Source organism: Pseudomonas sp. P106(2024), from assembly GCF_057480815.1.
In genome coordinates, this window is sequence record NZ_JBLIYU010000003.1 from 319,200 (window position 1) to 344,203 (window position 25,004).

General features: G+C 65.0%; 17 protein-coding genes and 6 tRNA genes. 19 read left to right on the top strand and 4 right to left on the bottom strand.

Annotation, left to right across the window (positions count from 1 at the left end):
- Nucleotides 1-59: 59 nt before the first annotated feature.
- Nucleotides 60-2,075, top strand: coding sequence for an excinuclease ABC subunit UvrB (gene uvrB, locus AC25M7_RS07695; RefSeq protein WP_486970911.1), 2,016 nt, complete (start codon nt 60-62; stop codon nt 2,073-2,075).
- A 119-nt stretch (nt 2,076-2,194) separates the two neighbouring features.
- On the opposite strand, the gene AC25M7_RS07700 is transcribed toward uvrB, so the two are convergent.
- Nucleotides 2,195-3,745 (bottom strand): MDR family MFS transporter, encoded by a 1,551-nt coding sequence (locus AC25M7_RS07700; RefSeq protein ID WP_069017539.1) that lies wholly within the window; start codon nt 3,743-3,745, stop codon nt 2,195-2,197.
- The gene (locus AC25M7_RS07705) at nt 3,735-4,784 is read right to left on the bottom strand and encodes an HlyD family secretion protein (protein ID WP_028690422.1); all 1,050 of its coding nucleotides are present in this window, start codon (nt 4,782-4,784) and stop codon (nt 3,735-3,737) included. The genes AC25M7_RS07700 and AC25M7_RS07705 overlap by 11 nt, the downstream gene beginning before the upstream one ends.
- A 142-nt stretch (nt 4,785-4,926) precedes the next feature.
- Here AC25M7_RS07705 and gltX point away from each other — a divergent pair, with 142 nt between their 5' ends.
- From gltX to AC25M7_RS07765, 12 genes are all read left to right on the top strand, one after another.
- Nucleotides 4,927-6,408 carry a glutamate--tRNA ligase gene (gene gltX, locus AC25M7_RS07710; RefSeq protein ID WP_028690423.1) on the top strand — a complete coding sequence of 494 codons (1,482 nt, stop codon included), beginning with the start codon at nt 4,927-4,929 and terminating at the stop codon, nt 6,406-6,408.
- A 346-nt stretch (nt 6,409-6,754) separates the two neighbouring features.
- Nucleotides 6,755-6,830: transfer RNA gene (locus tag AC25M7_RS07715), tRNA-Ala, on the top strand.
- A gap of 72 nt (nt 6,831-6,902) precedes the next feature.
- Nucleotides 6,903-6,978: transfer RNA gene (locus AC25M7_RS07720), tRNA-Glu, on the top strand.
- A gap of 52 nt (nt 6,979-7,030) precedes the next feature.
- Nucleotides 7,031-7,106 (top strand) — tRNA-Ala (locus AC25M7_RS07725).
- A gap of 43 nt (nt 7,107-7,149) precedes the next feature.
- Nucleotides 7,150-7,225, top strand: a tRNA-Glu gene (locus tag AC25M7_RS07730).
- A gap of 66 nt (nt 7,226-7,291) precedes the next feature.
- Nucleotides 7,292-7,367 (top strand) — tRNA-Ala (locus tag AC25M7_RS07735).
- A gap of 42 nt (nt 7,368-7,409) precedes the next feature.
- Nucleotides 7,410-7,485 (top strand) — tRNA-Glu (locus AC25M7_RS07740).
- Between the two features lie 171 nt (nt 7,486-7,656).
- Nucleotides 7,657-8,196 carry a TetR/AcrR family transcriptional regulator gene (locus AC25M7_RS07745; RefSeq protein ID WP_028690424.1) on the top strand — a complete coding sequence of 180 codons (540 nt, stop codon included), beginning with the start codon at nt 7,657-7,659 and terminating at the stop codon, nt 8,194-8,196.
- Nucleotides 8,197-8,220: 24 nt separating this feature from the next.
- Entirely contained in the window at nt 8,221-9,054 is an 834-nt protein-coding gene (locus tag AC25M7_RS07750; RefSeq protein WP_088852341.1) for an alpha/beta fold hydrolase, read from the top strand.
- A gap of 44 nt (nt 9,055-9,098) precedes the next feature.
- Nucleotides 9,099-9,533, top strand: a complete 435-nt coding sequence (locus AC25M7_RS07755) for an acyl-CoA thioesterase (protein ID WP_028690426.1) — start codon at nt 9,099-9,101, stop codon at nt 9,531-9,533.
- A 52-nt stretch (nt 9,534-9,585) separates the two neighbouring features.
- Complete coding sequence (locus tag AC25M7_RS07760; protein WP_028690427.1) at nt 9,586-10,557, top strand: tRNA dihydrouridine synthase; 972 nt, start codon at nt 9,586-9,588, stop codon at nt 10,555-10,557.
- 167 nt (nt 10,558-10,724) lie between these two features.
- The gene (locus AC25M7_RS07765) at nt 10,725-11,168 is read left to right on the top strand and encodes an Hsp20 family protein (protein WP_028690428.1); all 444 of its coding nucleotides are present in this window, start codon (nt 10,725-10,727) and stop codon (nt 11,166-11,168) included.
- A 177-nt stretch (nt 11,169-11,345) separates the two neighbouring features.
- On the opposite strand, the gene AC25M7_RS07770 is transcribed toward AC25M7_RS07765, so the two are convergent.
- The gene (locus tag AC25M7_RS07770) at nt 11,346-14,642 is read right to left on the bottom strand and encodes a PAS domain S-box protein (RefSeq protein ID WP_028690429.1); all 3,297 of its coding nucleotides are present in this window, start codon (nt 14,640-14,642) and stop codon (nt 11,346-11,348) included.
- A gap of 61 nt (nt 14,643-14,703) precedes the next feature.
- A complete protein-coding gene (locus AC25M7_RS07775) occupies nt 14,704-15,582 on the bottom strand; it encodes a LysR family transcriptional regulator (RefSeq protein ID WP_028690430.1) in 879 nt (292 codons plus the stop codon).
- 131 nt (nt 15,583-15,713) lie between these two features.
- Here AC25M7_RS07775 and leuC point away from each other — a divergent pair, with 131 nt between their 5' ends.
- From leuC to AC25M7_RS07805, 6 genes are all read left to right on the top strand, one after another.
- Nucleotides 15,714-17,147, top strand: a complete 1,434-nt coding sequence (gene leuC, locus AC25M7_RS07780; protein WP_028690431.1) for a 3-isopropylmalate dehydratase large subunit — start codon at nt 15,714-15,716, stop codon at nt 17,145-17,147.
- Complete coding sequence (gene leuD / locus AC25M7_RS07785) at nt 17,144-17,788, top strand: 3-isopropylmalate dehydratase small subunit (RefSeq protein WP_028690432.1); 645 nt, start codon at nt 17,144-17,146, stop codon at nt 17,786-17,788. The genes leuC and leuD overlap by 4 nt, the downstream gene beginning before the upstream one ends.
- A gap of 90 nt (nt 17,789-17,878) precedes the next feature.
- A complete protein-coding gene (gene leuB, locus AC25M7_RS07790; RefSeq protein ID WP_028690433.1) occupies nt 17,879-18,961 on the top strand; it encodes a 3-isopropylmalate dehydrogenase in 1,083 nt (360 codons plus the stop codon).
- A 63-nt stretch (nt 18,962-19,024) separates the two neighbouring features.
- Entirely contained in the window at nt 19,025-20,137 is a 1,113-nt protein-coding gene (asd, locus tag AC25M7_RS07795; protein ID WP_028690434.1) for an aspartate-semialdehyde dehydrogenase, read from the top strand.
- Between the two features lie 1,029 nt (nt 20,138-21,166).
- Nucleotides 21,167-22,174, top strand: a complete 1,008-nt coding sequence (locus tag AC25M7_RS07800) for an aspartate-semialdehyde dehydrogenase (RefSeq protein WP_182323469.1) — start codon at nt 21,167-21,169, stop codon at nt 22,172-22,174.
- Between the two features lie 71 nt (nt 22,175-22,245).
- Entirely contained in the window at nt 22,246-24,888 is a 2,643-nt protein-coding gene (locus tag AC25M7_RS07805; RefSeq protein WP_236248670.1) for a FimV/HubP family polar landmark protein, read from the top strand.
- Nucleotides 24,889-25,004: the final 116 nt, after the last annotated feature.

A 25,004-nucleotide genomic window follows, 5' to 3' on the forward strand; every position in this document is an offset into this window, starting at 1 on the left:
CATTTGGGTATAGACTACTGGCTAAATTTACAGTTGCCGCGACATCCACGAGGTCCGTCATGTCCGAGTTCCAGCTCGTCACCCGATTCCAGCCGGCCGGCGACCAGCCCGAGGCCATTCGCCAGATGGTCGAGGGCATCGACGCGGGCCTGTCGCACCAGACCCTGCTCGGGGTCACCGGCTCGGGCAAGACCTTCAGCATCGCCAACGTCATCCAGCAGGTGCAGCGCCCGACCATGGTGCTGGCGCCGAACAAGACCCTGGCTGCGCAGTTGTACGGCGAGTTCAAGGCGTTCTTCCCGAACAACGCGGTGGAGTACTTCGTCTCCTACTACGACTACTACCAGCCCGAAGCCTATGTGCCGTCGTCGGACACCTTCATCGAGAAGGACGCGTCGATCAACGATCACATCGAGCAGATGCGCCTGTCGGCGACCAAGGCGCTGCTGGAGCGGCGCGACGCGATTATCGTCACCACCGTCTCGTGCATCTACGGCCTGGGCAGTCCTGAGACCTACCTGAAAATGGTCCTGCACGTCGACCGCGGCGACAAACTCGATCAGCGCGCCCTGCTGCGGCGCCTGGCCGACCTGCAGTACACCCGCAACGAGATGGACTTCGCCCGCGCCACCTTCCGCGTGCGTGGCGACGTGATCGACATCTTCCCGGCCGAATCGGACCTGGAGGCGATCCGCATCGAGCTGTTCGACGACGAGGTGGAGAACATCGCCGCCTTCGACCCGCTGACCGGCGAGGTGATTCGCAAGCTGCCGCGGTTCACCTTCTACCCCAAGAGCCACTACGTGACCCCGCGGGAAACCCTGGTCGAGGCCGTGGACGGGATCAAGGAGGAGCTCAAGGAGCGCCTGGAGTACCTGAATTCGCACAACAAGCTGGTGGAGGCCCAGCGCCTGGAGCAGCGCACCCGCTTCGACCTGGAGATGATCCTCGAGCTGGGCTACTGCAATGGCATCGAGAACTACTCGCGCTACCTCTCCGGACGCCCGGCCGGCGCGCCGCCGCCCACGCTCTACGACTACCTGCCCGATGACGCGCTGCTGGTGATCGACGAATCCCACGTCAGCGTTCCCCAGGTCGACGCCATGTACAAGGGCGATCGCTCGCGCAAGGAAACCCTGGTGGAGTATGGCTTCCGCCTGCCGTCGGCACTGGACAACCGGCCGATGCGCTTCGACGAATGGGAGGCGGTCAGCCCACAGACCATCTTCGTCTCCGCCACGCCCGGCCCCTACGAGGCCGAGCACGCCGGGCGGGTGGTGGAGCAGGTGGTGCGGCCGACCGGCCTGGTCGATCCGCAGGTCGAGGTGCGCCCGGCGTTGACCCAGGTGGACGACCTGTTGTCGGAGATCGGCAAGCGCGTGGCCGTGGGCGAGCGGGTGCTGGCCACCACGCTGACCAAGCGCATGGCCGAGGACCTCACCGATTACCTGGCCGACCACGATGTGCGGGTGCGCTACCTGCACTCGGATATCGACACCGTCGAGCGGGTCGAGATCATCCGCGACCTGCGCCTGGGCACCTTCGACGTGCTGGTGGGGATCAACCTGCTGCGCGAGGGCCTGGACATGCCCGAGGTGTCGCTGGTGGCGATCCTCGATGCCGACAAGGAGGGCTTCCTGCGTTCCGAGCGCTCGCTGATCCAGACCATCGGTCGTGCCGCGCGCAACCTCAACGGCAAGGCGATCCTCTACGCCGACAACATCACCGGCTCCATGCAGCGGGCCATTGACGAGACCGAGCGGCGTCGGGCCAAGCAGGTGGCGTTCAACGAAGCCAATGGCATCGTGCCCAAGGGCGTGGTCAAGGACATCACCGACATCATGGAAGGCGCCACGGTGCCGGGAGCGCGGAGCAAGAAGCGCAAGGGCATGGCCAAGGCGGCGGAGGAGGCCGAGCGCTACGAGGCCGAGCTGCAGACCCCGGCGCAGATCACCAAGCGCATCAAGCAGCTGGAAGAAAAGATGTTCCAGTTCGCCCGCGATCTGGAGTTCGAGGCCGCCGCGCAGTTGCGCGACGAAATCGGCAAGCTGCGCGAGCGCCTGTTGGCCAGCTAAAGCCCTACGCAATCACTGTAGGAGATTGCCCAGCCCTTCGGGCTACGCTCCCACAGGGATCGCGCTAGCTTTAGCAGTTGAGCAAGACAGTTGCTCCTACAGGTCAAGGCGTGACTCGATCAATGCGCCTCACCCGCCTTCAACCCCTGCGGCAATGTGCGCGTCAGCAGCACCGCCAACATGCTCACCGCCAGCCCGATCCCGACAAAATGAAAGGCATCGTTGTAGGCCATGATCAAGGCCTGCTGGTGGGTAATCTCCGACAGCTTGCCCAGCGCCGCGTTTTCGCTGCCCAGCCGCTCCGCCAACTGCGCCAGACGCTCCGCCACCTGCGGATTGTTCGGCACCACCGCCTCGCGCAGGTAGTCGAAGTATTCCTTGGTCCGCGCATCCAGCAGCGTCGCCAGCAAGGCGATGCCGATGGCGCCGCCCAAGTTGCGCAGGATGTTGAACAGGCTCGACGCCGAGCCCGCGTCCTGGGGCTGGATATAGGCCGTGGCAATCAGTGAGATGGTCACCATGATCATCGGTTGGCCAAGGGCGCGAATCACCTGGATCTGGTTGAACTGCGGCCCGGCGAAGTCCGGGTTGAGCACCCCGGAGCCAAAACTGGCCGCGCCGAACAGGCAAAAACCCAGGGCGCACAGCACCTTGGGCGGGATCACCTTCATCAGCTGCGGCACCAGCGGGATCAGGAACAGCTGTGGCACGCCCATCCACATGATCACCTCGCCGATCTGCAGGGCGTTGTAGCCCTGGATCTGCGCCAGGTACAGCGGCAGCAAGTAGATCGACCCGTACAGGCCGACGCCCATGCCCAGGCTGGCGATGCTCGACAGGCCGAAGTTGCGGTTGCCGAGGATTCGCAGGTTGATCAGCGGGTGCGGGCGGGAGAACTGCAGGATCACGAACAGGATCAGGCTGAGCAGGGCGACGCTGCCCAGGCTGACAATCAGGTTCGACTCCAGCCAGTCCTTGCGATGCCCCTCCTCGAGAAACACCTGCAGACAGCCCAGGCCCAGGCCAAGAGTGACGATGCCGGCGTAGTCGGTGCTCTTGAGCAGTTCCCAGTGCGCTTCCTTCTTCTCCAGCCCGTAGAGCAGGCCGGCGATCATCACCAGCCCCGGCGGGATGTTGATGTAGAAGATGTACTCCCAGCCCCAGTTCTCGGTCAGCCAGCCGCCCAGGGTCGGGCCGATGGAGGGGGCGAAGGTGGCGGTCATGGCGAACATGGCCATGCCCTTGGCGCGGTGGTGTTCGGGCAGCTTGATCAGGGTCAGGGTGAACGCCAGCGGGATCAGCGCGCCACCGGTGAAACCCTGCAGGGCGCGAAACACGATCATGCTCTCGAGGTTCCAGGCCATCGAGCACAGCAGCGACGACACCAGGAAGCCCAGCGACACCCACACCGCCAGGCGCCGGGCCGAGAGCAGTTGCACCAGCCAGGCGGTCAGCGGGATCATGATGATCTCGGCCACCAGGTAGGAGGTGGAGATCCACGAGCCTTCTTCCAGGGTCGCCGACAGCGCGCCCTGGATGTCCTTGAGCGAAGAGTTGGTGATCTGGATGTCCAGCACCGCCATGAAGGCGCCGAGCATCACGCTCATCACCGCGATCCAGTCGCGCCGGGTCGGCTCCGCGGTGGGGCGCAGCGGCGCGTCACCGGCCATCGGTATCCCCATCGCGCAGGTCGACCGTGGCGGTGACCGACATGCCCGGGCGGATGCGCCCATGCAGCGGGTTGTCGGCGGCGAAGGTCAGCTTGACCGGAATGCGCTGCACCACCTTGGTGAAGTTGCCGGTGGCGTTGTCTGGCGGCAACAGGCTGAACTGCGCGCCGGAAGCGGCAAACAGGCTGTTCACGCGGCCTTCGATCGGGGTATCGGGGTAGCTGTCGAACCGCAGTTCGGCGTGCTGCCCGGGGTGCATCCTTCCGATCTGGGTTTCCTTGAAATTGGCCTGTACCCAGATGTCCTCGTCGGGGACGATCGACAACAGGTAGGCGCCGGCCTGCACCACCTGGCCGTTGCGGGCGTTGCGCTGGCCAATGGTGCCGCTGATCGGCGCGTGAATCGCGCAGCGGGTCAGGTTCAGCTCGGCCTGGGCCAGGTCGGCGCGGGCATTGGCGATTTGCGCATCGAGGCGTTTGAGTTCGGCGTTCAGGGCATCGACCTGCTGGCGCTGGCCCTTGAGGTCAGCCTGGGCCTTGTCTACCTGCGAGCGGGCGACATGGCTTTCCGCCGACAAAGTGGTGACCCGCTCTTCGGAGACGAAGCCGGGCTTGCGCAGGGCCTGGGCACGGTTGAGGTCCAACTGCGAGCGGTCGAGGGTGGCCTGGCTGGCGGCCACCTGGGCCTGACCGGCCGCGATCAGGCTGCCTTGCTGGGTCAGGCGGCTACGCGCCTGGGCCAGTTCCGCCTCGCGGGTGGCCAGGGCTGCGCGGGCGCGCTCGACGGCCAGTTCGAAGTCGGCGGCTTCCAGGCGCACCAAAAGGTCGCCCTTGCGCACGTGCTGGTTGTCCTCGACCCGCACCTCTTCGATGCGCGCGCCCAGCTGGCTGGAGATGCGGGTGATCTCGCCTTGGACATAGGCGTTGTCGGTGCTCTCAAAGAAGCGCCCCTTGAAGTACCAGTGGGCCAGGAAGGCGAGGCCGACCAGCAGCACCAGGGAGATGAAGACCAGCAGGCGGCGTTTGAGTGGAGTGGGCATGGGAGGCTGTCGTTGCGAGAATGTAAGCAAATTTAACAGCGCTCGGCAGTCCCCTCACAAGTGACGATCGCGCCATTGCTGGAGCCCGGTACCTGCTCCCTGCTAACATCCCGCCTTTGTTTCTCTTTGTTCGAGACTCTCCATGACCACCGTTCGCACGCGTATCGCGCCATCGCCCACCGGCGACCCCCATGTCGGCACCGCCTACATCGCCCTGTTCAACTACTGCTTCGCCAAGCAGCACGGCGGTGAGTTCATCCTGCGGATCGAAGACACCGACCAGTTGCGCTCCACCCGCGAGTCCGAGCAGCAGATCTTCGACGCCCTGCGCTGGCTCGGCATCGAGTGGAACGAAGGCCCGGACGTCGGCGGCCCGCACGGTCCGTACCGGCAGAGCGAGCGTGGCGAGATCTACGCCAAGTACGCCAAGCAGTTGGTCGACGCCGGCCACGCCTTCTACTGCTTCTGCACCGCCGAAGAGCTGGAGCAGATGCGTGCCGAGCAGATGGCCCGCGGCGAAACCCCGCGCTACGATGGCCGTGCCCTGCTGCTGAGCGACGAGGAAGTGCAGCGCCGCCTGGCCGCTGGCGAGCCGCATGTGATCCGCATGAAGGTGCCGAGCGAAGGCGTCTGCGTCGTGCCGGACATGCTCCGTGGCGATGTCGAGATTCCGTGGGACCGCATGGACATGCAGGTGCTGATGAAGAACGACGGCCTGCCGACCTACTTCCTGGCCAACGTGGTCGACGATCACCTGATGGGCATCACCCACGTGCTGCGCGGCGAAGAGTGGCTGCCGTCGGCGCCCAAGCTGATCAAGCTGTACGAGTACTTCGGCTGGGAACAGCCCAAGCTGTGCTACATGCCGCTTTTGCGCAACCCCGACAAGAGCAAGCTGTCCAAGCGCAAGAACCCGACCTCGGTGACCTTCTACGAGCGCATGGGCTTCATGCCTGAAGCCATGCTCAACTACCTGGGCCGCATGGGCTGGTCGATGCCGGACGAGCGCGAGAAGTTCTCGCTGGCCGAGATGGTCGAGCACTTCGACCTGTCGCGCATCTCCCTGGGCGGTCCGATCTTCGACATCGAGAAGCTGTCTTGGCTGAACGGCCAGTGGCTGCGTGAGCTGCCGGTGGAAGAGTTCGCCGCGCGCGTGCAGAAGTGGGCGTTCAATAGCGACTACATGATGAAGATCGCCCCGCACGTGCAAGGCCGGGTCGAGACCTTCAGCCAGGTTGCCCCGTTGGGAGGCTTTTTCTTCGAGGGCGCGCTCAAGCTCGACGCCAAGCTGTTCGAGAGCAAGAAGCTGTCGGCCGATCAGGTACGCCAGGTGATGCAGCTGATCCTGTGGAAGCTGGAAAGCCTGCGTCAGTGGGAAAAGGACCGCATCACCGGCTGTATCCAGGCCGTGGTCGAGTCGCTGGAGTTCAAGTTGCGCGATGCCATGCCGCTGATGTTCGCCGCCATCACCGGCCAGGCCAGCTCGGTGTCGGTGCTCGACGCCATGGAAATCCTCGGTCCCGACCTGACCCGCTACCGCCTGCGCCAGGCCATCGACCTGCTCGGTGGCGTGTCGAAGAAGGAAAACAAGGAGTGGGAGAAGCTGCTGGCGAATATCGCCTGATGGCGTACTGAAGGCGGTCGCTGAACCTTGTGGGAGCGGCCTTGCGTCGCGAAAGGACCGCAACGCGGTCCCGCGAATTTAGCTTCCACGCAATAATCGCCGGGGCCGCTGTGCGGCCCTTTCGCGACGCAAGGCCGCTCCCACAGGCATTTCCCTCGCGGCCAAGTAATCGGTAGCAGCAGGGCAGGGCGGTAAGTGATTGTTATCTGTGAAAAAAATTTTGAATATTTTCAAAAATTCGTTTGACAGCCCTGCAATCCGATCTTAATATGCGCCCCGTCCACAGCGATGAACGAAAACGAAACGCCAGGCACCCAGCCAGCGCTTCGGTTCAAAGCGACATTGTGGGGCTATAGCTCAGCTGGGAGAGCGCCTGCATGGCATGCAGGAGGTCAGCGGTTCGATCCCGCTTAGCTCCACCAAATTCCGACTGATGGCCAAGGCCGTCAGGCAAGACCGGTTCCAGCAAACGGGTCTTGAAGGTAAGAAGGTTCGTCCCCTTCGTCTAGTGGCCTAGGACACCGCCCTTTCACGGCGGTAACAGGGGTTCGAGTCCCCTAGGGGACGCCAGTTTCACACAAGCGATGTTTAAAATGTCGCTGGGCCGCGAGGCTAGAAATCCGGGGCTATAGCTCAGCTGGGAGAGCGCCTGCATGGCATGCAGGAGGTCAGCGGTTCGATCCCGCTTAGCTCCACCAATTTTGCCGCGATTCGCGAAAGCGGGTCGGCACGAAGGTTAAAGTCCCCTTCGTCTAGTGGCCTAGGACACCGCCCTTTCACGGCGGTAACAGGGGTTCGAGTCCCCTAGGGGACGCCACTTTTACCCGCGTTTGCGGGCGTTGAATAGCTCATCATCCAGATCGGTGAGTTATTTGTTTTACTCGGGGCTATAGCTCAGCTGGGAGAGCGCCTGCATGGCATGCAGGAGGTCAGCGGTTCGATCCCGCTTAGCTCCACCAATTTGCCACGATTCGCAGCAGCGAGTCGGCACGAAGGTTAAAGTCCCCTTCGTCTAGTGGCCTAGGACACCGCCCTTTCACGGCGGTAACAGGGGTTCGAGTCCCCTAGGGGACGCCAATTTTTTACCTGCGTTTTGCAGGGCTTATAAGGCTCATTCGATTATTGAATGGGCCTTTTGTTTTTTCTGCCTCCCGAAAACTGTCGCTGCGCCGATCCATGGCCGTAGATTCCGCTTGCCAGAAAATATTGTGAGCATAATATGATGGCCATAATGTTTTGAGGTGAGCCATGAGCGACAAGAAGAGCAAGACCCGCGAACGCATCCTCGATGCCGCCCGCAGCGCGTTGGTGCAACAGGGGCCGGCCGAGCCGAGCGTCAGCCAGGTCATGGGCGCCGCGGGGCTGACGGTCGGCGGCTTCTATGCCCACTTCGACAGCAAGGACGAGCTCATGCTCGAGGCGTTCAGCCAGTTGCTCGGCGAGCGCCGCGCCTTGCTCGCCCAGCTCGATCCCGCCCTTGACGGCGCCGAGCGCCGGGCCCTGGTGGCGGCTTTCTACCTGTCGCGCAAGCACCGTGATTCCGAGGTGCAGGCGTGCCCGATTCCCAATGCACTGAGCGAGATGCAACGCCTGCCGGAGGCGTTTCGCAACGTGTTGGCCGAACACATCGAGTTGATGACCGCACAGATGGTCGATCGACCCGAAGACATCGACAAGGCGCTCGCCGATTTCGCCCTGATGGTGGGTGGCCTGGCCGTGGCCCGTGCCCTGGGCGATGGCGAACTGTCCGACCGTATCCTGCGCGCCGCCAAGTCGGCGGTGATCTGAGCAACCTGACCCTGGAGCAAGGCGATGACTACCCTGAGCTGGATTCGTGGCGTCAATGGCACTCTCGGCCACCTGGTCCCCGAGCATGTCGCCGGCAAGATGCGCCGTGCCTTCATGACGCCGCGCGCCTTGCCGCCCAAAACCTGGGAGCTGCCGCTGCTGGCCCGCGCCGAGCGCATCACCCTGCGTTTCGGGCTGTCGGCGCTGCGCTGGGGGCAGGGGCCGACGGTGTTGCTGATGCATGGCTGGGAAGGGCGCCCGACCCAGTTCGCGGCGTTGATCGAGCGGCTGGTCGACAGCGGCCACACCGTGGTGTCGCTGGAAGGGCCGGCCCATGGGCGCTCGCCCGGCGAGCAGGCGCATGTGGTGGCGTTCGCTCGCGCTTTGCTGGAGGCCGCCGCCGAGCTGCCGCCGTTGCGGGCGGTGATTGGCCACTCCATGGGCGGCGCCAGCCTGTTGCTGGCCCTGCAATGGGGGCTGCGCACCGATGCGGCAGTCAGCATCGCCGCGCCGGCACGCCTGCTTGGCGTGCTGCGTGGCTTCGCCCGGCGTCTTGGCCTGCCGGCCCGGGCCAGGGCCGCATTCATCCGTCAGGTGGAGCGGGATGTCGGCGTGCAGGTGGCGCGCCTGGATGTCAGTGGCTATCAGCTGGATGTGCCGGGCCTGGTGGTGCATGCCGAGGACGATCCGGTGGTGCCGGCCGGCGAGGCGCCGGTAATTCACCAAGCCTGGTTCGACAGCCGCTTGCTGCTGCTGGAAGAGGGCGGCCATCAGCGGGTGTTGGCCGACCCGCGCCTGGGCGAGGCGGTGATGGAGCTGCTGGCGCGCTCCAGCCAACGCGCGCGGCAAAGCGCCTGAGCATCCGTTACACTCTGCCCGGTCACTGAACACCGGGAGCGGGCATGAGCTGGGATCTGGCAGCACCATTCATCATCGACCTACGCGTCGGCAGCGAGGACATCGACGGCCTCGGTCACGCCAACAACGCCGTCTATGTCACCTGGCTTGAGCGCTGTGCCTGGCGCCATTCCCAGCGCCTGGGGCTGGACCTGGCCGAGTATCGCCGGCTGGACCGGGCGATGGCGGTGGTCCGCCATGAAATCGACTACCTCGCCGCCGCCTATGAGGACGACGAGCTGCAGCTGGCCACCTGGATCGTCGACTGGGACCAGCGCCTGCGCATGACCCGGCGCTTCCAGCTCAAGCGCCCGAGTGACGGCGTCACCTTGCTGCGGGCGCAGACCACCTTCGCCTGCATCGAGCTGTCCAGCGGCAAGCCCAAGCGCATGCCGGCGCAATTCCTCGATGGTTACGGTCCGGCGCTGACCGGCCGCTGAAGCGCGGCGTTTTTTTGCTAGACTGCCGCCTTTTGCGTGGCGAGACCCTGAAATGCAAATTGCCCTGGCCCCGATGGAGGGGCTGGTCGACAACATCCTGCGCGACGTCCTGACCCGGGTGGGCGGCATCGATTGGTGCGTCACCGAGTTCATCCGCGTCTGCGACCGCCTGCTGCCGGCGTCGTCGTTCGACAAGCTGGCGCCGGAGCTGCGCCAGGGCGCGCGCACCGCCGCCGGCGTGCCGATGCGCGTGCAATTGCTCGGCTCGGATCCGGTGTGCCTGGCTGAAAATGCGGCCCTGGCCTGCGAGCTGGGCGCGCCGGTCATCGACCTGAACTTCGGCTGCCCGGCCAAGACCGTCAACAAGTCTCGGGGCGGGGCGGTGCTGCTCAAGGAGCCCGAGCTGCTGCATGCCATTGTCCGCGAGGTGCGGCGCGCGGTGCCGGCGCATATCCCGGTGACCTCGAAGATGCGCCTGGGCTACGACAGCCCCGACGGCGCGCTGGACTGCGCCAGGGCGCTGGCCGAAGGCGGCTCGGCGCACCTGGTGGTGCATGCGCGGACCAAGGTCGAGGGCTACAAGCCGCCGGCCCATTGGGAGTGGGTGGCGCGGGTGCAGGATGTGGTCGCGGTGCCGGTGTTCGCCAATGGCGAGATCTGGACGGTCGACGACTGGCGGCGCTGCCGCGAAGTCAGCGGTGCCAAGGACATCATGCTGGGGCGCGGGCTGGTGTCGCGCCCGGACCTGGCGCTGCAGATCGCCGCGGCCCGCGATGGCGTCGAGTACCAGCCGATGAGCTGGGATGAGTTGCTGCCACTGCTGCGCGAGTTCTGGCGCCAGGCCCAGGACAAGCTGTCGCCGCGCTACGCGCCGGGGCGAATGAAGCAGTGGCTGGCGATGTTGACCCGTGGCTATCCCGAGGCGGTGGCGCTGTTCGCTGAGTTGCGTCGAGAGGATGACTGCCAGCGGATCAGTGAGTTGCTGGGCGTGAAGATGCGCGCCGTTGAGGCTTGTGTCGCCTGAGTCGGCGCTTTCGCGGGGCAAGCCCGCTCCCACGAAACCATACCCAGTCGAAAATTTTTTCATGCCAGCCCTTGAAAGCCTTTTGCCAGGACCTATCTCTTGAGTACGCGATGCCGAAGTCGGGTCGCGTAGCGACTTTACTTGCTGAATCTCAGGAGTTAATGACCATGACTACCGCTTTCTCTCTTGCACCGCTTTTCCGCAACTCCGTCGGTTTCGACCGTTTCAACGACCTGTTCGAAGCCGCCGCCCGTAACGAGGCTGGTAGCAGCTACCCGCCCTACAACGTGGAAAAGCATGGCGATGACCACTATCGCATCGTGGTCGCCGCGGCCGGCTTCCAGGAACAGGACCTCGACCTGCAAGTCGAAAAAGGCGTCCTGACCGTGACCGGCGGCAAGCGCGACAACGCCAGCGAAGGCGTCACCTTCCTGCACCAGGGCATTGCCCAGCGCGCCTTCAAGCTGTCGTTCCGCCTGGCCGACCATATCGAGGTCAAGGGCGCGGGCCTGGCCAACGGCCTGCTCAGCATCGAACTGCTGCGCATTGTGCCGGAAGAAGCCAAGGCCAAGCGCATCCCGATCAACGGCGAAAAGCCGGCGCTGAACTGAGTTCGGCGGGATGAAAGAAAGGGCACCTTCGGGTGCCCTTTCTGCTTTGTGCCGGGGATGAATGCCCTTTGACTGGCGTGGGAGCGGGCTTGTCCCGCGATTGCAATGCTGGGTCTCATACCGCAATCGCGGGGCAAGCCCGCTCCCACGCCATGCGTGAACTGTTACCAGGCCAGTTCAGTAATCCGCCGGCGCCTCCAGCAGCATCTGACGGAACTCCGGCAACGGCAGCGGTCGGCTGTGCAGATAGCCCTGGTAAAGGTGGCAACCCAGCCGCTCAAGGAACTCCAGCTGCTCGGTCAGCTCCACGCCTTCGGCAATCACCGCCAGTTCCAGGCTGCGTGCCATGGCGACGATGGCGCGGACGATCTCGGCGTCGTTGGGGTCGACCGGCGCGTCGCGCACGAAGGTCTGGTCGATCTTCAGCGCGTCCACCGGCAGGCGCTTGAGGTAGGTGAGCGAGGAATACCCCGTGCCGAAGTCGTCCATGGCGAAGCTCACGCCGTAGCCCTTGAGTTCGCGCATCTTGCTGATGGTGTCCTCCAGGTTCTGGATGACGATGCCTTCGGTGATCTCCAGCGTCAGCATGCGCCGCGGCAGGCGGTAGTCGTCGAGGCTGCGCAGGACCCGCTCGACGAAGTCGTTCTGGCGGAACTGCCGCGGGCTGATGTTGACACACAGGCTGAAGTCGTCGGCGTCGATCAGGCCGTCCGCGAGCATGTGCGAGCAGGCATCGCAGGCCTCGTCGAGGATCCAGCTGCCGACTTCGAGGATCAGGCCGCTTTCCTCCAGCACCTGGATGAACTGCGCCGGCGGTTGCTGGCCCAACTGCGGATGGTGCCAGCGCAGCAGCACCTCGGCGCCGACGATGCGGTTGTCGCGGGCATCGACCTGGGGCTGGAAGTGCAGGGCCAGTTCACCCCGGGCCAGCGCCAGGCGTAGGTCGCTTTCCATGCGCAGGCGCTCGCTGGCGGCCTTCTGCATGGTGGTGTGGAACAGCTGGGTGGCGTTGCGTCCTGAGTCCTTGGCCCGATACAGGGCAATGTCGGCGCGTTTGAGCAGATCGGCGGGGGTGGTGCCATGGTCGGGGATCAGGGCCACGCCGATGCTCGGCGTCACCTGCAGGCGCTGCCCGTCCAGCGACATTGGCTCGGCCAGCAGCTCACGCAAGGTGTCGGCCAGTTCGCGAACCCGGCTTTCCACCACCTCGCGGCTGCCCTCCAGGCCGCTGAGCAGTACCACGAACTCGTCGCCGCCCAGGCGCGCCACGGTGTCCTCCAGGCGCACGCTGGCCTCGAGGCGGGCGGTGATGATCTTTAGCACCGTGTCGCCTACCGGATGGCCGAGGGAGTCGTTGATGTGCTTGAAGTGATCGAGGTCGAGGAACAGCAGCGCGCCGCGCAGGTTGTGGCGCTTGAGCAGCGCGATCTGCTGGCTCAGGCGGTCCATCAGCAGGGCGCGGTTGGGCAGGTTGGTCAGCGGGTCGTGGTAGGCCAGGTGGCGGATTTGCGCCTGGGCATTCTTCAGCAGGCTGACATCGCGGGCGGTGAGTAGCAGGCAGTCGGTTTCGTTGAGGCTGATCGGCTCCACCGAGACCTCCACCGTGAGGATGTCGCCACGTTTGTTGCGCCCGAGCATCTCGCGGTGATGCACCCGGCCGCGCTCGCGCAGCTCGTTGAGCAGGGCGGCACGCTGTTTTTCATCGGCCCAGATGCCGATTTCGTAGACCGTGCGACCCACCACTTCCTCGGGGCTGTAGCCGGTCAGCCGGCTGAAGCCGTCGTTGACCTCCACGTAGCGCCCGCTCTGGCGTTCGGTGATGGTGATGGCGTCGGGGCTGGAGTGGAATGCCTTGGCGAATTTTTCTTCGCTGGACTTGAGCGCCGCCTCGGCGCGTTGCTGCTGGGTGATGTCGCGCAGCGTGGTGACGCTGCAGGGCTGGCTGTCGACACTGATCAGGCGGCTCGAGATCACGCAGGTCAGCGGCGTGCCGTTGCGGTGGTTGACCACCACCGCCACATTGCTCAGGGCCTGGTCGCGGATCACCCGCTCGATGCGCTGGGCGCGTTCGGCCGATTCGGCCCACAGGCCGATCTCCTCGGCGGTCTGGCCGAGGATCTGCTCCGGGTTCCAGCCGAAGGTCTGGCTGAAGGCCGGGTTGATCTCGATGAACTGGCCGGTGTCCTGGCGGGTCACGCAGATCGGGTCGGGGCTGACCTGGAACAGGCTGGCGAATTTTTCTTCCGAGGCGCTCAGGCGCTGTTCGCGTTCGACCTGGTCGGTGATGTCGAGCAGGGTACCGGCCATGCGCAGGGGATTGCCGTGGTCGTCGCGGTACAGTCGGGCGCGGCTTTCGATATAGCGCGAGGCGCCGTTGTCCAGCTGCACGCGGTAGGTGATCTGGTAGTTGCCTGCCGGCCCCTCACGCAGGCTGCGATAGGCCTGGCGCATGGCGCTGCGCTCGTGCTCGGGCACGCCTTCGAAGAAGGCCTCGAACGATTCGTGGAAAGGTACCGGGTCCAGCCCGTGCAGCTGGGCGGCGCGGGCTGAGCCATAGAGCATGCCGCTGGGGATGTGCCAATCCCAGGTGCCGAGCTGGGCAGAGTCCAGGGCCAGGTCGAGGCGCTCCTGGCTGTCCTTGAGCGCCTGCTCGGCGCGTTTGCGCTCGGTGGTATCGACGAAGGTGCTGATCAGGTAGGTGACGCCTTCGAGTTCGATGCCCTGGGTGCAGAGGATGCCGTCGTGGATCTTGCCGCTGGTGGCGCGGAACTGCACCTCCAAGGTCAATGGGCCGCTGCCGGCGCGGGTGGCGTCCATCACCAGGTGGCGCTGCTCGGGATTGACCCACAAACCCAGCTCCAGGCTGGTCTTGCCGACCACCTGGGCGCCCGGCCAGCCGAACATGTGCTCGAAATGCTGGTTGACCTCGATGATCATGCCGTCGTGGCGGCGGGTCAGGAGGATGGCGTTGGGGCTGAGGTGGAACAGGGTGGCGAAGCGCTTTTCCGAATTGATCAGCGCGGATTCCCGCTCGCGCTGGCGGGTGATCTCGCGAATGACCCCGATCATCTGTGGCCGGCCGTGGGGATCGTGGGTCAGGCTGCCGTTGATCTCCAGCCAGTGCACGCTGCCATCGGGCCAGCGGATGCGGTGGCGCATGGCCTGTTCCACTGGCTCGCCGTTGACCACGGCCTGGAATGCCTGGCGGGTGCGGGCGCGGTCTTCCTCGGGAAGCAAGTCCAGGTAGTCGACGTCGTTGGGTAGCGGGCGCTGCGGATCGAAGCCGAACAGTGCCTGGGTGCCCCGTGACCAGCTCACCCGGCCACTTTCGATGTCCCACAGCCAGGCGCCCAGGCGCGCGCCGTTGAGCGCGGCCAGCAGCTGGGGAGCGTTCTGCCAGGCCAGCTCCGATTCCTGGGGATCGGCCGCAGGGATGCGTGGCAGGCGCGGAAAGCGGTTTGCTGATTTGGGCATCGGTACCAGACCTTTGGCGGAAAACGCGTCCTTGTGGATGTCATGCCGTACTGACGAGCGGTCAGGCGGACCCTGCATGGCTGTCGAGCAGGGCCATGAAAGCCCTGGCCGCGTTCGACAGCGTGCGTTCGGTATGCAGTATGTAGCCTAGCTGGCGTGACAGCTGTATGCCGGGCAGGGCGATGGGCGCCACCTGTTCATCGAGCATAGTACGTGGCAGCACGCTCCACGCCAGGCCGATCGACACCATCATCTTGATGGTTTCCAGGTAGTTGGTACTCATGGCGATGTTCGGGACCAGGCCCTGGCTTTCGAACAGGCGCTGGACGATATGGTGGGTGAAGGTGTTGCCGCCGGGGAACACCGCCGGGTGGCGTGCCACGTCGGCCAGGCTGACCGCGCCGTTGCTGGCCAGTGGGTGCTCGGGCGAGGCGACGAAGTCCAGGGCGTCGTCCCACACCGGCACAGCCCGCACTAAATGGTGTGGCTCGGGCGCCAGGGTGATCACCGCAATCTCGGCGCGACCGTGCAGCACCTCGTCGTAGGCCGCCTCCGAGTCGAGGAACTGGATATCCAGGGCCACCGCCGGGTACTGGCGGGTAAAGGCGCGCAGCAGTGGCGGCAGGCGGTGCAGGCCGATGTGATGGCTGGTGGCCAGCGTCAGGCGACCGCTCACCGCCCCAGTGAGGTTGGTCAGGGCGCGGCGGGTATCATCGAGTACGTTGAGGATCTGGTAGGCGCGGGGCAGCAGGGCGCGACCGGCCTCGGTGAGGGTGACCTCGCGGCCCAGGCGGTCGAACAGGCGCACGTCCAGTTGCTGCTCGAGGCCGGCTATGCGCTTGCTGATGGCCGGCTGGGTCAGGTGCAGGCGTTCGCCCGCCCCGGAAAAACTACCGGTTTCGGCGATGGCGATGAAAGCGCTGAGGTTGGCCAGGTCCATCTATTTGAATTCCCAATAGTTATGCAAAGTATAAAAATTATGAATTTGAGTTATTCAATCTATCGCCATAGCATCGTCCGTACAAGCCAAGGGGTCTTTGGCATAGAAAGACGCTGATGAGGAACAGTCTGATGGCTGGCAAAACGCTCTACGACAAACTCTGGGAAGCTCATGAGGTCAAGCGCCGCGATGACGGCTCCTCCTTGATCTACATCGACCGCCACATCATCCATGAAGTGACTTCGCCCCAGGCTTTCGAAGGCCTGCGCCTGGCCAGCCGCAAACCCTGGCGCATCGACGCCAATATCGCCACACCCGACCACAACGTGCCGACCACGCCGGAGCGCAAGGGCGGTATCGAGGCCATCGTCGACCAGGTGTCGCGCCTTCAGGTGCAGACCCTCGATGAGAACTGTGACGAATATGGCATCGTCGAATTCAAGATGAATGACGAGCGTCAGGGTATCGTCCATGTCATCAGCCCGGAGCAGGGCGCGACCTTGCCGGGCATGACCGTGGTCTGCGGCGACTCGCACACCTCCACCCACGGCGCGTTCGGCGCCCTGGCCCATGGCATCGGCACCTCCGAGGTCGAGCATGTGCTCGCCACCCAGTGCCTGGTGGCCAAGAAAATGAAGAACATGTTGGTGCGCGTCGAGGGTGAATTGCCCGCCGGCGTCACCGCCAAGGACATCGTCCTCGCCGTGATCGGCAAGATCGGCACCGCCGGCGGCAACGGCCACGCCATGGAGTTCGCCGGCAGCGCCATCCGCGAGCTGTCGATGGAAGGCCGCATGACCATCTGCAACATGTCCATCGAAGCCGGTGCCCGGGTAGGCCTGGTGGCTGTCGACGGCACCACGATCGCCTATGTCGAAGGCCGTCCGTACGCGCCGAAGGGCGAGCAGTGGACGCAGGCCGTCGAGGCCTGGAAAGGCCTGGTGTCCGACGCCGACGCCGTGTTCGACACGGTGGTCGAGCTCGACGCCGCGCAGATCAAGCCGCAGGTCAGCTGGGGTACATCGCCGGAGATGGTTCTGGCCGTCGACCAGCGCGTGCCGGACCCGGCCGCCGAGCCCGACCTGATCAAGCGCGGCTCGATCGAGCGCGCCCTCAAGTACATGGGCCTGGCCGCCAATCAGGCGATCACCGAGATCAAGCTTGACCGCGTGTTCATCGGCTCGTGCACCAACTCGCGCATCGAAGACCTGCGCGCCGCCGCCGAGATCGCCAAGGGCCGCAAGGTTGCCGCCAACGTCAAGCAGGCACTGGTAGTGCCGGGCTCGGGCCTGGTCAAGGCCCAGGCCGAGCGCGAAGGGCTGGACAAGATCTTCCTCGAGGCCGGTTTCGAGTGGCGTGAACCGGGCTGCTCGATGTGCCTGGCGATGAACCCGGACCGCCTGGAGAGCGGCGAGCACTGCGCGTCCACCTCCAACCGCAACTTCGAAGGCCGCCAGGGCGCCGGTGGCCGTACCCACCTGGTCAGCCCGGCCATGGCCGCCGCCGCCGCGGTGACCGGCCACTTCATCGATGTCCGCGAGTTGATCCAAGGGAGCGCAGCATGAAAGCCTTTACCCAGCACACCGGTCTTGTCGCGCCATTGGATCGTGCCAACGTCGACACCGACCAGATCATTCCCAAGCAGTTCCTCAAGTCGATCAAGCGCACCGGCTTCGGCCCCAACCTGTTCGACGAGTGGCGCTACCTGGATGTCGGCCAGCCTTACCAGGACAACAGCAAGCGGCCGTTGAACCAGGATTTCGTGCTCAACCATGCGCGTTACCAGGGTGCCAGCGTGTTGCTGGCGCGGGAGAACTTCGGCTGCGGCTCGAGCCGTGAGCACGCCCCGTGGGCGCTCGACGAGTACGGTTTTCGCAGTGTGATCGCGCCGAGCTTCGCCGACATCTTCTTCAACAACAGCTTCAAGAACGGCCTGTTGCCGATCATTCTCGACGCTGCCGAGGTCGACGAGCTGTTCCAGCAGGTCGAGGCCAACCCGGGTTACCAGCTGACCATCGACCTCGAGGCCCAGGCCGTGACCCGCCCGGACGGCAAGGTACTGAAGTTCGAGATCGACGCGTTCCGCAAGCACTGCCTGCTCAACGGCCTGGACGATATCGGCCTGACCCTGCAGGACAGCGACGCGATCAAGGCGTTCGAGGGCAAGCACCGCGCCAGCCAGCCGTGGTTGTTCCGCGACGCGTGATTGACTGCTTGCCCCGCGCAAAGGGGCATTGGACACTGAAGTACTTCGGCGCGCCTGCGAGGCGCGCCGCTTGATTGGATAGAGGAACGCATGAGCAAGCAGATTCTGATTCTCCCAGGTGACGGCATCGGCCCGGAAATCATGGCCGAGGCGGTCAAGGTGCTGGAACTGGCCAACGACAAGTTCCAGCTCGGCTTGAGCCTCACCCACGACGTGATCGGTGGCGCGGCCATCGACAAGCACGGCGTGCCGCTGGCCGACGAGACCCTGGCGCGCGCGCGCCAGGCCGACGCCGTGCTGCTGGGCGCCGTGGGCGGTCCGAAGTGGGACAAGATCGAGCGTGACATCCGTCCGGAGCGCGGCCTGCTGAAGATCCGTTCGCAACTGGGCCTGTTCGCCAACCTGCGCCCGGCCATCCTCTATCCGCAGTTGGCCGATGCCTCGTCGCTCAAGCCCGAGATCGTTTCAGGGCTGGACATCCTCATCGTCCGCGAGCTGACCGGCGGCATCTATTTTGGCGCGCCACGCGGTCAGCGCGAGCTGGAAGGCGGCGAGCGCCAGGCCTACGACACCCTGCCCTACAGCGAGAGCGAAGTGCGCCGTATTGCCCGTGTCGGCTTCGACATGGCCCGCGTGCGCGGCAAGAAGCTGTGCTCGGTGGACAAGGCCAACGTCCTGGCGTCCAGCCAGTTGTGGCGCGAAGTGGTCGAAGAGGTGGCCAAGGACTACCCGGACGTCGAGTTGAGCCACATGTACGTGGACAACGCCGCCATGCAACTGGTGCGCGCGCCCAAGCAGTTCGACGTGGTGGTGACCGACAACATGTTCGGCGACATCCTGTCGGATGAGGCTTCCATGCTCACCGGATCCATCGGCATGCTGCCGTCGGCGTCGCTGGATGCCGACAACAAGGGCATGTACGAGCCGTGCCACGGTTCGGCGCCGGACATCGCCGGGCAGGGCATCGCCAACCCGTTGGCGACCATTCTCTCGGTGTCGATGATGCTGCGCTACAGCTTCAACCAGACGGCCGCCGCCGAGGCGATCGAGCAGGCGGTGAGCCGGGTGCTGGACCAGGGCCTGCGCACCGGCGACATCTTCTCCGAGGGCTGCCGCAAGGTGGGTACGCAGGAAATGGGCGACGCAGTAGTCGCAGCGCTGCGGAATCTGTAATCTCTCTGGCCCGCCACCAAAAACTCCCGGTGGCGGCCCACTTTTAGCAAAGGTGTAGTTGCGATGAAACGTGTAGGTCTGATCGGTTGGCGTGGAATGGTCGGTTCCGTGCTCATGCAGCGGATGCTCGAAGAGCAGGACTTCGACCTGATCGAGCCTGTGTTCTTCACCACCTCCAACGTCGGTGGCCAGGGCCCGAACGTGGGCAAGGACACTGGCCCGCTCAAGGACGCCTACAGCATCGACGAGCTCAAGACCCTCGACGTGATCCTGACCTGCCAGGGCGGCGACTACACCAACGAAGTCTTCCCCAAGCTGCGCGAAGCCGGCTGGCAGGGCTACTGGATCGACGCGGCCTCGTCCCTGCGCATGCAGGACGACGCGGTGATCATCCTCGACCCGGTCAACCGCAAGGTCATCGACCAGCAGTTGGACGCGGGCACCAAGAACTACATCGGCGGCAACTGCACCGTCAGCCTGATGCTGATGGGCCTTGGCGGCCTGTTCGAGGCTGGCCTGGTCGAGTGGATGAGCGCCATGACCTACCAGGCGGCCTCGGGCGCCGGCGCGCAGAATATGCGTGAGCTGATCAAGCAGATGGGCGGTATCCATGCGGCGGTCGCCGACGACTTGGCCAACCCGGCCAGCGCGATCCTTGACATCGATCGCAAGGTGGCCGAAGCCATGCGTGGCGAGGGCTTCCCGACCGACAACTTCGGCGTGCCGCTGGCTGGCAGCCTGATCCCCTGGATCGACAAGGAGCTGCCGAACGGGCAGAGCCGTGAAGAGTGGAAGGCCCAGGCCGAGACCAACAAGATCCTGGGGCGCTTCAAGAGCCCAATTCCGGTCGACGGTATCTGCGTGCGGATCGGCGCGATGCGTTGCCACAGCCAGGCGCTGACCATCAAGCTGAACAAGGATGTGCCTTTGGCGGACATCGAAGGCATGATCAGCCAGCACAATCCCTGGGTGAAATTGGTGCCTAACCAGCGGGAGATCAGCATGCAGGAGCTGAGTCCTACCCAGGTGACCGGGACCCTGAACGTGCCGGTCGGGCGTTTGCGCAAGCTGAACATGGGGTCGCAGTACCTTGGGGCCTTCACCGTTGGCGACCAGCTGCTGTGGGGGGCTGCGGAGCCGCTGCGGCGGATGTTGCGGATTCTGCTGGAGCGGTGATCTGGGTGGTTTGAGTTTGGTTTTTGAAGAGCCCGTGTTGCGTGAGTGATGCGGGTTTTTTTATTGGTGTTAGATTGGTTGTTGGTTGTTGGTTGTTGGTTGTTGGTTGTTGGTTGTTGGTTGTTTTGAGGGGTTTGTTCGGATTCTTTTTCAGCGGCGACGCTGATATCGCTGTTTCGCCTTGCGGCGACTTACTTTTGTCTTGGCAAAAGTAAGCAAAACCGCGCGCTCGTTCATCCGGCCCCTGCGCTTCGCTCCGGGGTTCCCTCGCTCCGGCCTTGCTCCCGGGAGGACCGCACTGACGGGCCATCCATGGCCCGCAGTGCTCGACGGCCATCCATGGCCGTCGCCTCCCTCCGCAAGGCCTGCGCTCGGCCTCCTGAAGTCGCGCAAGATACGGGCGGCGCCTGGGCTGGCGCAGCTGTCGCTAGTTGAAATTTTAATTAATCTCTCGATCATATCGCGGGGTGGTCAATACATATCTAAAAGTCAAACAACTAACTTCGAACTTCTCGCTCTCGCTCTCGCTCTCGCTCTCGCTCTTGCTTCTAAGCGCGCGATAGTCCAGGCGCCGCCAATTGCGACTTCAGGAGGCCGAGCGGAGTTCTTGCGTAGGGAGGTGACGGCCATGGATGGCCGTCAAGCGCTGCGCCCCAGGATGGGGCGTTCAGCGCGGTCCTCCCGGGAGCAAGAACGGAGCGAGGGAACCCCGGAGCGAAGCGCAGGGGCCGTATGAACGGAGCCGAACGGTTTTGCCTACTTTTCCCACGAGAAAAGTAGGCCGCCGTAAGGGCGGAAGGGTGATAATGCGTCGACATCGCCAATGAATGCGCATAAATAAATCAAAACCCACACTCTTGAACCCGAACCCGAACCCGAACCCGAACCCGAACCCGAACCCGAACCCGAACCCGAACCCGAACCCGAACCCGAACCCGAACCCGAACCCGAACCCGAACCTACCTCCCACCCCACAATCCAAGTAAAGTGCCGCTCCCCCGCCGTACCCCGCAGAAAGGAACCGATCCCATGTCCACCCCCGCCCTAGACATCGCCGTAGTCGGCGCCACCGGCACCGTCGGTGAATCCCTCGTCCAGATCCTCGAGGAAGTGGCCTTCCCGGTCTCCACCCTGCACCTGCTGGCCAGCATGGAATCCGCCGGCAGCAGCGTCATGTTCGCCGGCAAGAAGCTGAAAGTCCGCGAAGTTGACAGCTTCGACTTCACCCAGGCGCAACTGGTGTTCTTCGCCGCCAGCCCCGCCGTGAGCCGCAGCTTCGCGCCCAAGGCCATCGCCGCCGGTTGCGCGGTGATCGACCTGTCCGGCGCCCTGGACGGCGCCACCGTGCTGGTTCCGGAAGCCAATGGCGAGCGCATCGCCGAACTCGCTCGGCCCGCACTGATCACCAGCCCGAGCGCCGGCGCGGTGGCCCTGGCCGTGGCGCTGGCGCCGCTCAAGGGGCTGCTCGATATCGAGCGCGTGCAGGTCAATGCCTGCCTCGCGGTTTCGGAGCAGGGCAGGGAGGCCGTCAGCGAGCTCGCCCGGCAGACCGCCGAGTTGCTCAACGCACGCCCGCTGGAGCCGCGCTTCTTCGACCGCCAGGTCGCCTTCAACCTGCTGCCCCAGGTCGGCACCCCCGATGAACAGGGCCACACGGCCGTGGAGCGCCGCCTGGTCGGCGAGCTGCGCCAGGTGCTCGACCTGCCACAGCTGAAGATTTCCGTGACCTGCATTCAAGTCCCGGTGTTTTTCGGCGATAGCTTCAGTGTCGCCGTGCAAAGCCGTAATCCGGTCGATCTGGCGGCCGTCAACGCCGCGCTGGAAGCCGCCGACGGCATCGAGTTGGTCGAAGCGGGCGATTATCCGACACCAGTGGGGGACGCAGTGGGCCAGGACGTGGTCTATGTTGGTCGTGTACGCCATGGTGTCGATGAAGACCAGCAGCTGAATCTGTGGCTGACCACCGACAATGTGCGCAAGGGCGCGGCGCTGAATGCCGTGCAGGCGGCACAATTGTTGATAAAACACATGGCGTAAAAGATACTGCGAGCAATTTTGTCCTGAACCGCGCAAAGGTTTTCGGGACGCTTCATACAAGGGAAGAGTTCATGCTTCGAATTCGCAAACTGGTTCTGGCGATCGCTGCAGCCTCGGCGCTGTCGTCCGGCGTGGCGAACGCTCTGGGGTTGGGCGAGCTGACCCTCAAGTCGGCGCAGAACCAGCCGCTGGATGCCGAGATCGAACTGCTCGATGTGCGTGACCTCACCGCGGCGCAGATGGCGCCCAGCCTGGCGTCGCCGGAAGAGTTCGCCAAGGCAGGGGTGGCCTTCCCACCGTACCTCGAAGACCTCACGTTCACGCCGGTGATCAACCCCAACGGCAAGAGCGTGCTGCGGGTCACCTCCAGCAAGGCGTTGCCGGAGCCGGTGGTCAAGTTCCTGGTCCAGGTCATGTGGCCCCAGGGCCGTCTGCTGCGCGACTACAGCGTGCTGCTCGACCAGGCCCAGGCCCAGGGTAGCCAGCCGACCCAGGCCAATATCAACCCGGCGGTCAGCGCGGGCAGCTACACCACCAAGCGCCGCGACACCCTCTGGCAGATCGCCGCGCGCAACAGCAACGGCGGCTCGATCCAGCAGACCATGCTGGCGATCCAGGCGCTGAATCCGGATGCCTTCATCGGCAACAACATCAACCAGCTCAAGATCGGCCAGGTCCTGCGCCTGCCCGATCAGCAGCAGGTGCAGAGCATTCCCCAGGCCCAGGCCAACCGTGAAGTGGCCGAGCAGTACGCCGCCTGGCGCGAAGGCCGTCGCCTTGGCCCGCGTGCACGGCAACTGGACGCCACCCGCCGTGGCGAGGCCGGCGCCGCGCCGGCACGCATCGCCCAGGGCGACAACCTGCGCCTGGTGGCACCAGGCGGCAAGGGCGCGGCCGGTGAGGCCAAGGCGCTCGGCGACAAGCTGGCCGTGGCCCAGGAAAGCCTCGACACCAGCCGTCGCGACAACGAAGAACTCAAGAGCCGCATGGTCGACTTGCAGAGCCAGCTGGACAAGCTGCAGCGTCTGATCGAGCTGAAGAACGACCAACTGGCGCGCCTGGAGGCCCAGGGCGCCGCGGCACCGCAGCCGCCGGCCGGCGCGCTGCCGGGCGAGCCGGCGCCGGCGCAACCGGCGGTGAACGCCCAGCTGACCCCGGCCGAGCCGGTGGTCGCTCCGGCGCCCGCCGCCGCCGACACCGCGCCGCAGGATGTGGCCGCCGAAGCACCGGCCAGCGAAGAGCCCGGCATGCTCGACCAGTTGTTGGGCAATCCGCTGCTGCTGGGCCTGATCGCCGGTTCCGCGTTCCTGGTCCTGCTGTTGTTGCTGCTGCTCCTGGCGCGCAAGCGCAAGGCCCAGCAGGAAGCCGAAAAGCACCTGCGCATGGCGCGTGCCCTGGTCGAGGACAGCGAGCGTGGCCCTGACCTGGAGCTGCCGCCCAGCAGCTTCGAAGGTCTCGACGTGTCGGCGCCGACCGTGACCCTGTCGCCAGCGGTGGTGGCGGCCTCGGCTGCTGCGGCCGTGGCTGCGGAAAAACCTGCGGCCCCCGTCGAAGCCGCCGCGCCAGCGGTCGATCCGCGCGCCGCGCTGCTGGCCGAAGTGGACGACAGCCTGGCCCGTGGCCGGCTCAACCATGCCGCCGACCTGCTGGAAGCGGCGGTGGCCTCCGAACCGCAGCGCAGCGATCTGCGCCTGAAGCTGATGGAAGTCTATGCCCGCCAGGGCGACCAGGATGCTTTCGCCGGTCAGGAACGCAAGTTGGCGGTCAATGATGCGAACCAGGCCGAGGTCGCCGCGCTCAAGGAGCGCTTCCCAGCCATGCTGGGTGTCGCGGCGGTGGCGGCAGGCGCTGCCGGTGCAGCCGCCCTGGCCGCCGAGCTGGACGAGCAGTATGTCCAGGACCTGCTGCAGGACAAGGCGCTGGAGCTGGGCGAAAGCGCGCCGGAACTCGTCGTGGAGCCGGTCGTGGCGGCCCAGCCTGAGCCTGTGGTCGACGAGACCGACCTGGACAGTGCCTTCGACCTGAGCCTGGGTGATGACCTGCCGGTAGATGATCACCTGGACCTGGCCGGTCTCGAGGACCTGGCTGTCGAGGCGCCTGAGGTTCAGGCCGAGGCCGAGCCTGTGCCTGCCATCGCCGAAACCGATGCCGACGACGACTTCGAGGCCTTGCTCGCTCAGGCCCAGGCGACGCCGCAGAATGTCGACGACCTGGCCGAGTTCGACCTGGATGTCGCCGAAGAACCGGTGGCCCCGGCCAGCAGCGAGGAAGCCCCGGTGGACGTGGCGGCCGAACTGGCGGCCTTCGAGGCCATTCCGGAGTTCGACCCGATCTCCGAGCTGGAACTGCCCGAGGACTTCGACCTGTCGCTGTCGCTGGACGATGACTCGCCGGCGGCCAAGAACTTCGCCTCGGAACTGGACGACGTCAACGCCGAGCTCGACAAGCTGTCGCAGAACCTCGATATCCCGGCAGCGACGCCAGAGCCGCAGTTCACCGCCGAGGACGCGGCGCTGGAGCCCGAGCCGCTGGACGACCTGGACTTCGATTTCTTCTCCGGCGCGGACGAAGTGGCCACCAAGCTCGACCTGGCTCGCGCCTACATCGACATGGGGGACCATCAGGGCGCCCGTGACATCCTCGATGAAGTGGTCAAGGACGGCGACGACAGTCAGCGCCAGGAAGCCAACGAGATGCTCTCGCGCCTGGTCTGAGGCGACGTAGCACAGCGCGGGGCAAGCCCACTCCCACAGAACACGTGGGAGCGGGCTTGCCCCGCGATCATTTCGGCCTCCGCGCGGTTTGCCGGTATACTCCCGTCTTTCGTTTC